General features: G+C 58.3%; 11 protein-coding genes. All 11 read right to left on the bottom strand.

All coding sequences use genetic code 11. The features are described 5' to 3' along the window. Window positions 1–424: 424 nt before the first annotated feature. Entirely contained in the window at window positions 425–1,882 is a 1,458-nt protein-coding gene (nuoN, locus tag ABIC80_RS01690; RefSeq protein WP_023479817.1) for an NADH-quinone oxidoreductase subunit NuoN, read from the bottom strand. Between the two features lie 6 nt (window positions 1,883–1,888). After that, on the bottom strand, window positions 1,889–3,415 hold the full coding sequence (nuoM, locus tag ABIC80_RS01685; RefSeq protein WP_023479637.1) for an NADH-quinone oxidoreductase subunit M: 1,527 nt from the start codon (window positions 3,413–3,415) through the stop codon (window positions 1,889–1,891). Between the two features lie 162 nt (window positions 3,416–3,577). Next, window positions 3,578–5,419: an NADH-quinone oxidoreductase subunit L gene (gene nuoL / locus ABIC80_RS01680; RefSeq protein ID WP_094421236.1), complete on the bottom strand. Its 1,842-nt coding sequence runs from the start codon at window positions 5,417–5,419 to the stop codon at window positions 3,578–3,580. Further along, window positions 5,416–5,718: an NADH-quinone oxidoreductase subunit NuoK gene (gene nuoK / locus ABIC80_RS01675; RefSeq protein ID WP_023479838.1), complete on the bottom strand. Its 303-nt coding sequence runs from the start codon at window positions 5,716–5,718 to the stop codon at window positions 5,416–5,418. Before nuoK ends, nuoL begins: the two co-directional genes overlap by 4 nt. After that, window positions 5,715–6,269: an NADH-quinone oxidoreductase subunit J gene (nuoJ, locus tag ABIC80_RS01670; protein WP_023479675.1), complete on the bottom strand. Its 555-nt coding sequence runs from the start codon at window positions 6,267–6,269 to the stop codon at window positions 5,715–5,717. The genes nuoK and nuoJ overlap by 4 nt, the downstream gene beginning before the upstream one ends. Before the next feature lie 11 nt (window positions 6,270–6,280). Further along, window positions 6,281–6,823, bottom strand: a complete 543-nt coding sequence (nuoI, locus tag ABIC80_RS01665; RefSeq protein ID WP_023479728.1) for an NADH-quinone oxidoreductase subunit NuoI — start codon at window positions 6,821–6,823, stop codon at window positions 6,281–6,283. 17 nt (window positions 6,824–6,840) lie between these two features. Next, window positions 6,841–7,818, bottom strand: a complete 978-nt coding sequence (gene nuoH, locus ABIC80_RS01660) for an NADH-quinone oxidoreductase subunit NuoH (RefSeq protein ID WP_094421240.1) — start codon at window positions 7,816–7,818, stop codon at window positions 6,841–6,843. Next, complete coding sequence (gene nuoG, locus ABIC80_RS01655) at window positions 7,815–10,541, bottom strand: NADH-quinone oxidoreductase subunit NuoG (protein ID WP_429175159.1); 2,727 nt, start codon at window positions 10,539–10,541, stop codon at window positions 7,815–7,817. Before nuoG ends, nuoH begins: the two co-directional genes overlap by 4 nt. Window positions 10,542–10,630: 89 nt before the next feature. Next, complete coding sequence (nuoF, locus tag ABIC80_RS01650; RefSeq protein ID WP_200133360.1) at window positions 10,631–11,968, bottom strand: NADH-quinone oxidoreductase subunit NuoF; 1,338 nt, start codon at window positions 11,966–11,968, stop codon at window positions 10,631–10,633. Next, window positions 11,968–12,468 (bottom strand): NADH-quinone oxidoreductase subunit NuoE, encoded by a 501-nt coding sequence (nuoE, locus tag ABIC80_RS01645; protein WP_023479890.1) that lies wholly within the window; start codon window positions 12,466–12,468, stop codon window positions 11,968–11,970. Before nuoE ends, nuoF begins: the two co-directional genes overlap by 1 nt. A 2-nt stretch (window positions 12,469–12,470) precedes the next feature. Next, window positions 12,471–14,273, bottom strand: a complete 1,803-nt coding sequence (gene nuoC / locus ABIC80_RS01640; RefSeq protein WP_429175156.1) for an NADH-quinone oxidoreductase subunit C/D — start codon at window positions 14,271–14,273, stop codon at window positions 12,471–12,473. Window positions 14,274–14,319: the final 46 nt, after the last annotated feature.

Raw genomic sequence — 14,319 nt, 5'->3', positions numbered from 1 at the left:
TACGCCCCTTCCAGGCCTGAACCCTGCCACCACCACGTGTTACAGCGGGGGAAATCCTTTGCCCGGCCCGAAAGTTAGATGCAGTAACCCCAACGGATTTGATTCTACACCTCACATAACCAACTGAAATATAATTAAAAAACATCAGGAAAAACGACCTGTTTTCGGGCGTTTTTCTTAAACATCCGCTAACCCAACTGTTTGCGCTTGAAATAAAACAGCATATATCGGAAGCTTCAACGCGTTGAGTATTGCATACGCTCTTACCCCTGACGGGCCGGAAACGTAAACAACGGCGTGGCGCATCCCTCACCAGTTTGCGCTATACCGTTAAAACCCCAGCTTCACCGCTGGGGTTTTTTATGCGCAAAAAAAAACCGCCAGGCTGCAAACCCGGCGGTTTTTTCATTTGCGCAAGGCGCGATTACATCATCGGCAGCGCCAGCTGGACAATGCTAATCAGCGGCTGCGGATAGATACCGAGCACCAGCACCAGCAGAGCGGAGATGAGTACCACAATACCGCCCGCGCTGTAGGCCCAGTTGGACGGCGCATCGCGGTTCAGCTGCTGCGGCGCGTTGAGATAGAGGCTCACCGCAACACGCAGGTAGTAGTAGAGACCGATTGCAGAACCGACCACTACCGCACCGGTCAGCCACCACAGGTTGGCCTGCACACCGACAGCCAGAATGTAGAACTTACCGATAAAGCCCAGCGTCATCGGGATACCCGCCAGCGACAGCATCATCACCGTCATTACCGCCGAGAGAATCGGACGGTGCCAGAAGAGGCCGCGATAGGAGTAGAGCGACTCGGCGTCCGGACCGCGATACGGGCTGGACATCAGGCTTACTACGCCAAAGGCACCCAGGCTGCTGAAGAGATAGCCGGCCAGGTAAACGCCAACGCTCTCCATCGACATCTGGCCGCCGCGCAGGGCAATCAGCGCCACCATCAGATACCCAAGGTGAGCGATGGAGGAGTAGCCGAGCAGACGTTTGATATTGGTCTGGCTCAGCGCCATCAGGTTACCGAAGATAATGGAGACAAAGGCGATAACGCCCAGCACCACGCGTACGGCTTCGCTGTTACCTACCGGCGCATAGAGGAACAGACGCATCAGCACGCCAAAGATGGCGATTTTGCTGGCGGTCGCCAGGAAGGTGGAGACCGGCGCAGGCGCGCCCTGGTAAACATCCGGCGTCCAGAGATGGAACGGCACCAGCGACAGTTTAAAGCCGAGGCCGACAATCATCAGACCGAGACCCGCCAGCAGCAGCGGCTCGTGCAGCACGCCTTCACCGAGGTTTTTACCAATGGCGACAAACGACAGATCGCCGCTCTGAGCATAGACCAGCGCAATCCCGAACAGCAGGAATGAGGAGGCAGCCGCCGACAGAATGGTGTATTTGATGCTGGCTTCCAGCGAGCGTTTCTGGCGGAAGGCGTAGCCCACCAGCCCGAACAGCGGCAGCGAGATCAGCTCAATACCGAGGAACAGCGACGCCATGTGATTGGCGTTAGCCAGCAGAATGCCACCCAGCGCGGCAATCAGCACCAGCAGGTAGAACTCTTCCTTGTTGTCGCTATAACCTTCAAGCCACGGATAGGCAAAGGTGCAGGTGGCGAGGCTCGCCAGCAGCACCAGCCCGGTGTAAAGCATGGCGTAGCCATCGACGCGCATCAGCGGCGTCACATCCATTGCTCCGGCGTGGCCAACGAACCACAGCGAGAGCAGTGCAACGTTCAGACCAACGACCGACAGCGTGGCATTGAAGAAATGGTTGCGTCGCCACGCAATGGAGAGCATCACAACCACCACCGTCAATCCGACGATTAGCAGCGGCAGCAGCGCAATCAGGTGTTGTGGAGTTATTGTCATGGCGAATTACGGCCTTGTAGTAATGGAGTTAACAAACCACTGCTGGATATTGCCCATCGCAGCGTGCGAGGTATCCAGAATCGGCTGCGGATAGAAGCCAAGCAGTACCAGAAGCACGACCAGGATAAGGATCATAAACAGCTCGCGCAGTGACAGACCCGGCAGCGTCTGGTTCGCGATTTCGCTCTTCGCTTTACCGAAGTAAGCGCGATGCAGCATCGCCAGCGAGTAAACGGAGGCGAAGACCAGACCGAAGGTGGAGATCACGGTAATCATCGGTACAACCTGGTAGCTACCGAACAGGATCATGAACTCACCGACGAAGTTACCGGTACCCGGCATCCCCAGCGTCGCCACAGCGAAGAACATCGACAGCGCCGGCAGCCACTTAATCTTGCTCCACAGACCGCCCATCATGCGCATATCACGGGTATGCAGACGTTCGTAAAGCTGACCGCAGAGAATAAACAGACCCGCCGCCGAGAGACCGTGAGCAATCATCTGAATCACCGCGCCCTGGTAGGCCAGCTGGCTGCCGGTGTAGATGGCAATCAGTACGAAGCCCATGTGGGAAACGGAGGTGTAAGCGATAAGACGTTTGATATCGGTCTGGGTGAAGGCCATCCACGCGCCGTAGAAGATACCAATTACGCCCAGCCACATGGCAATCGGCGCAAACTCCGCCGAAGCGTTCGGGAAGAGCGGCAGCGAGAAGCGCAGCAGACCGTAAGCGGCGGTTTTCAGCAAGATCCCCGCGAGGTCAACGGAACCCGCGGTCGGTGCCTGCGAGTGCGCATCCGGCAACCAGCCGTGCAGCGGCACCACCGGCATTTTCACCGCAAAGGCGATAAAGAAGCCGAGCATCAGCAGGTATTCAACGTTGTGGGACATCGGCGTTTTCAGCAGCTCTTCATAGTTGAAGGTCCACACGCCGGTGGCGTTGTAGTGCACAAACACCAGGCCGAGGATGGCAATCAACATCACCAGACCGCTTGCCTGGGTATAGATGAAGAATTTCGTTGCCGCGGTGATACGCGTCTTCCCGTCGGAGGCTTTATGGCCCCACAGCGCAATCAGGAAGTACATCGGCACCAGCATCATTTCCCAGAAGAAGAAGAACAGGAACATGTCGATGGCAAGGAACACGCCGATAACGCCACCGAGGATCCACATCAGGTTCAGGTGGAAGAAGCCCTGATATTTCTCGATTTCACGCCAGGAGCAGAGAACCGCCAGCACGCCAAGAAAGCCGGTCAGCACGACCATCAGCAGCGACAGACCGTCCATCGCCAGATGGATAGTGATGCCGAAGCGCGGGATCCAGTCGTGTTTAAAGCTCTCCTGCCACGTCGGGAAATCGGCAGCCTGCGATAAAGAGTAGCCACCCTGCAACCAGAGTTGCAGAGAGAGCGCCAGCGTCAGTCCCATGGTGATCAGGGCGATCCAGCGCGGCACCTTCACGCCGAAGCGCTCGGTTTGCCAACACAGGAAACCACCGATAAAGGGAATCAATATTAGCCAGGGTAATAACATGGCGATTCATATTCCTTGTTTAAGTCCAGCTCAGGCTTTCTGGCTCGTCATCTGACTTCACCGTTACTGCCTGTCCTTTCGGACCTGATTTTCAACGAATTTTCACAAAATTCAGATTCTGCTCGCAGGCCGGAGAACAACTCTGCTCCCCGGCCCAGGAACTCAGCGCAACACCATCAGCAGACCGAGCACCACAACGGCACCGATACTCATGGAGGCCACATACCAGCGCAGATAACCGTTCTCGCTGAACAGCAGCCCTTTCCCGGCAAAGCGGGAGAGGATCGCCGGAAGGTTCATCAGCGCATTCAGCGGATCGCTCTTCAGCAGCCAGGCAACGCCCAGATACGGTTTAACGAAGATGCGATCGTAGAGCCAGTCGAAGCCCCAGGCATTGAACCACCAGGTGCCGAAGAAGCGGCCCGCCGCGCTGTTGGCAATCGATGTCACCAGCGTGCGTTTACCCAGCCACAGCCAGGCGGCCAGCAGAATGCCGATCACCGCCACTGCGCCAGAAGCCACTTCCAGCATCACCACGCTGCTGTGCGCCAGCTCAGCCGTTTCCGGCAGAACACCGCGCAGCGGTGGCACAATCATCGCGCCAACGAAGGTGGAGAGGATCAGCAGCACAATCAGCGGCAGGTGATGGGTAATCCCCTTCCCTGCGTGGGCGTGAATCTGCTCTTTGCCGTGGAAGACAATGAAAATCAGACGGAAGGTGTAGAGCGAGGTCATAAACGCCCCGACCAGACCCGCAATCATCAGGTTAACGTGACCGTTCGCTACCGCTCCTGCGAGGATCTCATCCTTACTGAAGAAGCCCGCGGTAATCAGCGGCAGTGCAGAGAGCGCCGCGCCACCGACCAGGAAGCAGGCATACACCAGCGGAATCGACTTACGCAGGCCGCCCATCTTGAAGATGTTCTGCTCGTGGTGGCAGGCGAGGATCACCGAACCGGAGGAGAGGAACAGCAACGCTTTAAAGAAGGCGTGCGTCATCAGGTGGAAAATCGCTGCGTCCCATGCCTGTACGCCAAGCGCCAGGAACATGTAACCAATCTGGCTCATCGTCGAGTAGGCGAGTACGCGTTTGATATCGGTCTGCACCAGCGCGGCGAAACCGGCCATCAACAGCGTGACCGCACCAACGATACCGACCAGATGCAGCACTTCCGGCGTCATCAGGAACAGACCGTGGGTACGGGCAATCAGGTAGACACCGGCGGTAACCATCGTTGCGGCGTGGATCAGCGCAGAGACCGGCGTCGGGCCAGCCATCGCGTCTGCAAGCCAGGTCTGCAACGGCAGCTGCGCCGATTTACCAACCGCGCCGCCCAGCAGCATCAGGGTTGCCCACATCAGCATATGGTTGCCGTTGGCGAAGTGCTGCGGCGCCAGCTCGACCATCTCGCGGAAGTTCAGCGTGCCCAGCTCGTTGTAGAGGATGAACAGTGCGAACGCGAGGAAGACGTCACCGACGCGGGTGACGACAAACGCTTTCATCGCCGCTGCGCCATTCTTCGGATCGGTGTAGTAGAAGCCGATCAGCAGATAGGAGCAGAGACCCACGCCTTCCCAGCCGAGGTACATCAGCAGCAGGTTATCGCCCAGCACCAGAATTACCATGCTGGCGATAAAGAGGTTGGTGTAGGCGAAGAAGCGGGAGTAGCCCTCCTCCCCGCGCATATACCAGGAGGCGAACATGTGGATCAGGAAGCCAACGCCGGTGACTACCGAGAGCATGGTCAGCGACAGGCCGTCCAGCACAAGATTGAAACCGATATTGAAATCACCGACCGCCATCCACGTCCACAGCGGCTGAACAAACGCCTGCTGACCGTTATTGAAGAACTCAACGCCAACCAGCGCCGTTACCAGCGCCGAGAGACCAATCGAGCCCATACCAACGGCGGCGGAGAGATTCTCCGACCAGCGGCCACGGGAGAAAGCCAGTAACACAAAGCCAATAAGAGGAAAAATAATGGTTAAGGCGAGCATGTTCATCCACGCATCTCACTTACTGAATCGATATTCAGACTCTGGCGGCGACGATGAAGTTGCAGCAGCAGCGCCAGGCCAATGCTCGCTTCCGCAGCGGCAAGGCTAATGGCGAGAATATACATTACCTGACCGTCGGTCTGGCCCCAGTAGCTACCGGCGACCACAAAGGCCAGCGCGGCGGCGTTGATCATGATCTCAAGCCCAATCAGCATAAACAGCAGATTGCGGCGAATAACCAGACCAGTCAGACCCAGCACAAACAAAATCGCCGCGAGGATCAATCCATGTTGTAACGGGATCATGCGTGCTCCTCCGTTTTTCTTTTCGCGCGGTCATCCGTGCGATTGCTCAGCAATTCGCCAGGTCTCTCTTCGCGTCCAAGGTGGAACGCGACAACCAGACCTGCCAGCAGCAGCATTGAGGCCAGCTCAACCGCCAGAACGTAAGGACCAAACAGCGTAATACCGACCGCTTTCGCGCCAATCGCCGTGCCCTCGATGCCCTGATCGTTAACGCCCATAATGGCGTAGATCATGACGCCCAGCAGCACCGCAGAGAGCACCGCAGGACCAATCCAGATTTGCGGCGTGAGCCAGTTGCGCTCCTGCTCGACCACCGAATTGCCCATGTTGAGCATCATCACCACGAAGACGAACAGCACCATGATGGCCCCGGCGTAGACGATGATCTCCAGCGCCCCGGCGAAGTACGCGCCGAGGGAGAAGAAGACCCCGGCAATCGCCAGCAGGGAGATGATCAAGTACAGCAGCGCATGCACCGGATTGGTATGCGTAATAACGCGTACCGTCGTCAGGATGGCGATCAGGCCACAGATATAAAAAGCGAACTCCATTGCCCCTCTCCTTACGGTAACAGGCCTTTGACGTCGATAGGCTTGGCTTCGTTTTCCGCTTCGCCCTTATCTTTGCCGTCGATTGCCATACCTGCCATCCGGTAGAAGTTATATTCCGGGTATTTGCCCGGACCGGAGATCAGCAGATCCTCTTTTTCATACACCAGATCCTGGCGCTTGAACTCACCGAGTTCGAAGTCCGGCGTCAGCTGAATCGCTGTTGTCGGGCACGCCTCTTCGCACATGCCGCAGAAGATGCAGCGCGAGAAGTTGATACGGAAAAACTCCGGATACCAGCGGCCATCAACGGTTTCCGCTTTTTGCAGCGAGATACAGCCGACAGGACAGGCAACCGCACACAGGTTACAGGCTACGCAGCGCTCTGCGCCGTCCGGATCGCGCGTCAGCACGATACGGCCACGGTAGCGCGGGGCCAGGTAAACCGGCTCTTCTGGGTACATACGCGTTTCGCGTTTGGCGAACGCATGCAGGCCGATCATCCAGATACTGCGAACCTGGGTGCCAAAGCCCACGAATAACTCTTTTAACGTCATGGTCTCATCACCCCTTATTACGGCGCCTGCCAAAGAATGACTGCCGCCGTGCCCAACAGGTTAAGCAGTGTCAGCGGCAGACAGATTTTCCAGCCGAAAGACATCACCTGATCGTAGCGAGGACGCGGCAGTGCGGCGCGAATCAAAATGAACATCATCATAAAGAACGCGGTTTTCAGCGCGAACCAGATAAACGGCGGTAACAGCGGACCCTGCCAGCCACCAAAGAAGAGGGTGACCATCAGCGCAGAGATGGTGACGATACCGATATACTCGCCGACGAAGAAGAGACCGAACTTCATGCCGGAGTATTCAATATGGTAACCATCCGCCAGCTCCTGCTCCGCTTCCGGCTGGTCAAACGGGTGACGGTGACACACCGCAACACCCGCGATAGCGAAGGTAACGAAGCCAAAGAATTGCGGAATGACGTTCCACAAACCCGCCTGGTTGTTGACGATGTCGGTCATATTGAATGAACCGGCCTGCGCCACCACGCCCATCAGCGATAGCCCGAGGAACACTTCGTAGCTCAGAGTTTGCGCAGAGGCACGCATCGCGCCGAGCAGGGAGTATTTGTTGTTACTCGACCAGCCAGCGAACAGCACCGCGTAGACCGCCAGACCCGCCATCATCAGGAAGAAGAGGATCCCGATATTGAGGTCGGCCACCACCCAGGTGGGGCTGACCGGCACAATGGCGAAGGCTAACAGCAGCGAGGTGAAGGCGATCACCGGCGCGAGGGTGAAGATCACGCGATCCGAGAAGCGCGGGATCCAGTCCTCTTTAAAGAACATCTTGATCATGTCCGCGACCAGCTGGAGTGAACCACCCCAGCCCACACGGTTCGGCCCATAACGGTTCTGGAACAGGCCGAGCAGGCGACGTTCGCCAAAGCTCATGAAGGCGCCGCAGGTGACGACCACCAGCAGGATGACCACCGCTTTCAGAATGCTTAACAGAATGTCGATAACATCCGGTGTTAACCAGCTCATGCTTGCGCCTCCCGCAGATTTTCAAGACGTGCCCCGGCCAGCACCGGTGCAATACCCGGCATGCCCATCGGCAAACCGACCTGCCCCGCCGTCAGACCTTCCGATACCTGCAGCGGCAGGCTAAGGGTCTGCCCTTCGTAGGTGAAGGAGACGTGCGCGCCTGCGTTTACGCCAAGCTTCGCGGCATCGGCCGGGTTAAGCGTGATGTAAGGCTGCGGCATACGGCTCTGGAACACCGGCGAACGCTGCGACAGCTCATCGCTGCCGAACAGGTGATAGTAAGGCGCGATACGCCACTCGCCATCCTGTGCGCTGAAAGCGCCCGGAACGACGGTGAAGTAATCCAGCCCGCTCTCCGTCGCTTCAATCAGGCGCACGCCCGGATCGCCGTGACGCAGGTGGCCGCCCACTTCGTCCTGGAATTTGTTCCAGGCCTGCGGGGAGTTCCAGCCCGGTGCCCAGGCAAACGGAATTTGCGAGCGCGGCGCTGAAGGCTGGTTGTTCCCTTCCATCGAGAAGGCGAACATGGTGTCTTGATCCTGCGGCTGACGCGGTTCGTGGACGCTGATATTGGCACGCATGGCGGTGCGACCGCTGTAGCGGTGCGGCTCACGCGCCAGTTTCTGCCCGCGAATGCGGAAGCTGGCATCCGGTGCGGCATTTTTGATGCCCGCCAGCTGCGGCAGCGCGGCGACGGCGGCGTCGATCACGTGATCGAGCTGCGTCCAGTCCACTTCGCGGTTCAGCACGGTGCTGTGCAGCGAGTGCAGCCAGCGCCAGCTTTCCAGCATCAGCGCTTTGTTGTCGTAGTAGCTCGGGTCATAAACCTGGAAGAAGCGCTGCGCGCGGCCTTCGTTGTTGATCACCGTGCCGTCGCTTTCCGCGAAGCTTGCGGCAGAGAGCACCAGATGAGCGTTATCCATAATCGCCGTGCGCTGGTGATCGACCACCAGCACTAGCGGCGCTTTCGCCAGCGCAGCATCTACGCGCGCAGCAGAAGCGTGACGGTGCAGATCGTTTTCCAGCACCACGACCGCGTCGGCGCTGCCGCTCTCCAGTTCGGAGAGTGCATCATCGAGGCTGCCGCCGCCAATAAGGCCAAGGCCCATGCTGTTAACGGAGCGGGCAATCATGGTGATGCCGACATCGGCACCGCGCCCTTTCAGCGCTTTTGCCACGTTCGCCGCCGCGTGGATCACGTCGCTGCTACCGGCGTTGGTGCCGGAGATAATCAGCGGTTTCTTCGCCCCGGCCAGTGCCTGGACAATCACATCCACTTTGCCCTGCAGATCGCTGCTCAGGCCGTCAACCGCCGGTGCGGAGTTATCCAGCGCATGGGCGATGGCGAAACCTAAACGCGCCTGATCTTCCACCGGCGCGCGGTAGGTCCACGCGGCGATGTCGTCCAGACGGGTGCTGTCGACGTTGGTGACAAACAGCGGATGTTTAGCGCGCTGACCGATGTTCATGATCGCGGCAATCTGCCAGTCGGCGACTTTCTGCGCCGCCGCCATTTCGCGGGCTTTGCCTTTCACCGCCTGACGTACCGCCAGCGCGACGCGCGCGCCGGTCTGGGTGACGTCTTCGCCGAGGATCAGCACTGCGTCGTAAGATTCGATTTCACGCAGCGCCGGCGTACGGATGCCGCCTTCGCGCAGCACTTTCAGTGCCAGCGTCAGTCGCTCCTGCTCGCCTTTCGCGATACCGGTGTAGAAGTTCTCCGCACCGACCAGTTCGCGCAGCGCGAAGTTGCTCTCAACGCTTGCGCGCGGAGAACCGATGCCGATCACTTTCTTCGACTGGCGCAGAATATCCGCCGCGCCCTGCATCGCCTGTTCGGCGTTGAGGGTAATCAGATCGTCGCCGCGACGCTGTACCGGCTGGCGCGGACGATCTTTCAGATTGACGTAGCCATAGCCGAAACGACCGCGGTCGCAGAGGAAGTAGTGGTTAACCGTGCCGTTGTAGCGGTTCTCGATACGACGCAGTTCGCCGTAACGCTCGCCCGGGCTGGTGTTACAGCCGATCGAGCACTGCTGGCAGATGCTCGGCGCGAACTGCATATCCCATTTACGGTTATAGCGCTCGGAGTGGGTTTTGTCGGTGAAAACGCCGGTCGGGCAGATTTCAACCAGGTTACCGGAGAACTCGCTCTCCAGCGTCCCCTCTTCCGGGCGGCCGAAGTAGACGTTGTCATGTGCGCCATAGACGCCCAGGTCGGTACCGTCGGCATAATCTTTGTAGTAGCGCACACAGCGGTAGCAGGCGATACAGCGGTTCATCTCGTGAGAGATGAACGGACCGAGATCCTGGTTACGGTGCGTACGTTTGGTGAAGCGGTAGCGACGGAAGCTGTGACCGGTCATAACGGTCATATCCTGCAGGTGGCAGTTGCCGCCCTCTTCGCAAACCGGACAGTCGTGCGGGTGGTTGGTCATCAACCACTCCACCACGCTCTCACGGAACTCTTTCGCTTCGTGATCGTCAATAGAGATAAATGTGCCGTCGGATGCCGGTGTCATACAGGACATAACCAGGCGGCCACGCGTGTCTTCCGCGTTTTGATATTGCTTCACCGCACACTGGCGGCACGCACCCACGCTCCCCAGCGCCGGATGCCAGCAAAAATAAGGAATATCAAGGCCCAACGAGAGACAAGCCTCTAACAGGTTGTCTGCGCCGTTTACCTCGTATTCTTTGCCGTCTACGTGAATAGTAGCCATTAGCATGCTTCCAGTTGTCTCAGCCGGAGCTGAGAATTAATCAAAATTCGTTCCGCGTCCCCTCACCTGCTCACGATGAGGGGGAACCATTACCAGCGCGCTTTCAGCAGGTTTGGCTGGATACCGCCAATCGCATGGGTATTGCTGAATTGCTGCTTGATCCCCGCTTCGAACTCTTCGCGGAAATACTTAATGGCGCTCTGTAACGGTTCAACCGCACCCGGCGCGTGTGCGCAGAAGGTTTTACCCGGCCCCAGCTGGCGGCAGAGTTGCTCCAGGGTTTCGATATCGCCAGGCTGGCCTTCGCCACGCTCCAGCGCACGCAGGATTTTGACGCTCCACGGCAGCCCGTCGCGGCACGGCGTACACCAGCCGCAGGACTCGCGGGCGAAGAACTCTTCCAGGTTACGCACCAGCGGCACCATGCCAATTTCATGGTCAACGGCCATCGCCAGCGCGGTACCTAAACGGCTGCCCGCTTTACCGATGCTTTCGAACTCCATCGGCAGATCGAGGTGCGCTTCGGTAAGGAAGTCGGTTCCCGCGCCGCCCGGCTGCCAGGCTTTAAATTTCAGCCCGTCGCGCATGCCGCCCGCGTACTCTTCAAGGATTTCACGCGCGGTAGTGCCAAACGGCAGCTCCCAGACACCCGGGTTTTTCACGCGCCCGGAGAAGCCCATCAGTTTGGTACCGGCATCTTTGCTGGTCGACAGGTTCTGATACCACTCCACGCCGTTGGCAAGAATGGCCGGGACGTTGCACAGGGTTTCGACGTTGTTAACGCAGGTCGGTTTACCCCATACGCCGGAGCTTGCCGGGAAAGGCGGTTTTGAGCGCGGGTTCGCGCGACGCCCTTCCAGCGAGTTGATCAGCGCCGTCTCTTCGCCGCAGATATAACGACCCGCGCCGGTATGGACGATAAGTTCGAAGTCAAACCCGCTACCGAGAATATTTTTGCCAAGCAGGCCCGCTTCGGTAGCTTCAGCAATGGCACGGCGCAGATGCACCGCCGCTTCGATGTACTCCCCGCGCAGGAAGATGTAGCCACGATAGGCTTTCAGCGCAAAGGCGGAGATGAGCATGCCTTCCACCAGCAGGTGCGGCAGCTGCTCCATCAGCAGGCGGTCTTTATAGGTGCCCGGCTCCATCTCATCGGCGTTACACAGCAGGTAACGAATGTTCATCGATTCGTCTTTCGGCATCAGGCTCCACTTAAGACCGGTGGAGAAGCCCGCGCCGCCGCGCCCTTTCAGGCCGGCGTCTTTTACCTGGTTGACGATTTCGTCCGGTGCCAGCCCGGTCAGGGCTTTGCGCGCACCGGCATAGCCGTTCTTGCTTTGATACTCTTCAAGCCAGACCGGCTGTTTGTCATCGCGCAGACGCCAGGTCAGCGGATGGGTTTCGGGAGTACGGATAATGGTCTTCATTATTTATACCGCTCCAGCAAGTCAGGGATCGTTTCCGGCGTCAGAGAACTGTGGGTGTCCTCATCGATCATCATGGTCGGCCCTTTGTCGCAGTTGCCGAGACAGCAGGTTGGCAGCAGCGTAAAGCGGCCATCAAAGGTGGTCTGGCCCGGCTTGATCTTCAGGTGGCTCTCAATCGCCGACTGGATCCCCTGATAGCCCGTGATGTGACACACCACGCTGTCGCAGTAGCGGATCACATGGCGGCCGACCGGCTGGCGGAAGATCTGGCTGTAGAACGTTGCCACGCCTTCGACATCGCTCGCCGGAATGCCCAGCACGTCGGCAATAGCGTAAATTGCGCCGTCCGGCACCCAGCCACGCTGTTTCTGAACGATCTTCAGCGCTTCAATGGACGCCGCACGCGGGTCTTCGTAGTGGTGCTTCTCGTGCTCAATTGCCTCACGCTCTGCCGCACTCAGCTCAAAAGCCCCGGTTTCTGGTTGTTGATTCTCGTGCATAATTAGCGGTCCACATCTGACATAACAAAATCGATACTACCCAGGTAGACAATCAAGTCTGAGACCAGGCTGCCGCGGATTGCCGCCGGAATTTGCTGCAGATGCGGGAAACTCGGCGTACGGATACGGGTACGGTAGCTCATGGTGCTGCCGTCACTGGTCAGGTAGTAACTGTTGATACCCTTGGTTGCTTCAATCATCTGGAAGGATTCGTTGGCCGGCATCACCGGGCCCCACGATACCTGCAGGAAGTGAGTAATCAGGGTTTCGATATGTTGCAGCGTGCGCTCTTTCGGCGGCGGCGTGGTCAGCGGGTGATCCGCTTTGAACGGCCCTTCCGGCATATTGTTGAGGCACTGCTCAAGAATGCGCAGGCTCTGGCGCAGCTCTTCCACTTTCAGCATCACGCGGGTGTAGCAGTCGCTGACGCCACCGCCGACCGGGATTTCGAAGTCGAAGTTCTGATAGCCGGAGTACGGGCGCGCTTTACGCACGTCAAAGTTGATGCCGGTAGCACGCAGGCCTGCGCCGGTGGTGCCCCACTCCAGCGCCTCTTTCGCGCCGTAAGCGGCAACGCCCTGAGCACGGCCTTTCAGAATGGAGTTGCGCAGTGCGGCTTTCTCATAGGAAGCCAGACGTTTCGGCATCCAGTCGAGGAACTCGCGCAGCAGGCGATCCCAGCCGCGCGGCAGATCGTGCGCGACGCCGCCGATGCGGAACCAGGCCGGGTGCATACGGAAACCGGTGATCGCTTCCACCAGATCGTAGATTTTCTGACGATCGGTAAAGGCGAAGAAGACCGGCGTCATCGCGCCGACATCCTGAATAAAGGTAGAGATATAGAGCAGGTGGCTGTTGATGCGGAACAGCTCAGAGAGCATCACGCGAATCACTTCCACGCGTTCCGGCACGGTAATGCCTGCCAGTTTCTCGACCGCCAGTACGTATGGCATCTCGTTGACGCAGCCGCCGAGGTACTCAACGCGGTCAGTATAAGGAATGTAGCTGTGCCATGACTGGCGTTCGCCCATCTTCTCCGCACCGCGGTGGTGATAACCGATATCCGGCACGCAGTCGACGATCTCTTCGCCATCAAGCTGCAGAATGATGCGGAACGCACCGTGCGCAGAGGGGTGGTTCGGACCGAGGTTGAGGAACATGAAGTCCTCGTTGTCGGTGCCGCGCTTCATGCCCCAATCTTCCGGCTTAAAGGTCAGCGCTTCCATCTCCAGATCCTGCTTGGCTTTGGTCAGCTCAAACGGATCGAATTCGGTGGCGCGCGCCGGATAGTCTTTACGCAGCGGGTGACCGGTCCAGGTCTGCGGCATCATGATGCGCGTCAGATGCGGGTGGCCATCGAAGGTGATACCAAACATCTCCCAGGTTTCACGCTCATACCAGTTGGCGTTCGGGAAGAGTTTAGTGATAGTCGGCACATGCAAATCGTTTTCTGCGAGAGCCACTTTCAGCATGATGTCGCTGTTACGATCGATCGAGATGAAGTGGTAGAAAACGGAAAAATCCGCGGCGGGCAAACTGGCGCGGTGTGTGCGTAGACGCTCGTCCATGCCGTGAAGATCGAACAGCATGACGTAAGGCTTCGGTAATTTCTTTAAGAAATCGACCACTTCCAGTAACTGCTCACGCTTCACCCAAACGACGGGTACCCCGGTGCGGGTCGCCTGAACGGAAAAGGCATCCGGCCCAAAACGGTTGCGCAATTCGCCAATGACCGGATCATCCAGATGATCCCGGGTCTGCCATGGGGCTTCTTGCGCAGTTAAATCGGTCATATTTTTCACCATTGCAAAGGGTCCGTGGTGACTGTGGGGCAGTGCGTCGCGTTATTGG

The sequence above is a fragment of the Kosakonia sp. 1610 genome (genome assembly GCF_050435845.1).
Taxonomy (GTDB): domain Bacteria; phylum Pseudomonadota; class Gammaproteobacteria; order Enterobacterales; family Enterobacteriaceae; genus Kosakonia; species Kosakonia cowanii.
The sequence above is the reverse complement of the archived record's forward strand: the minus strand, read 5'-3'. Positions and strand labels throughout refer to the sequence as shown.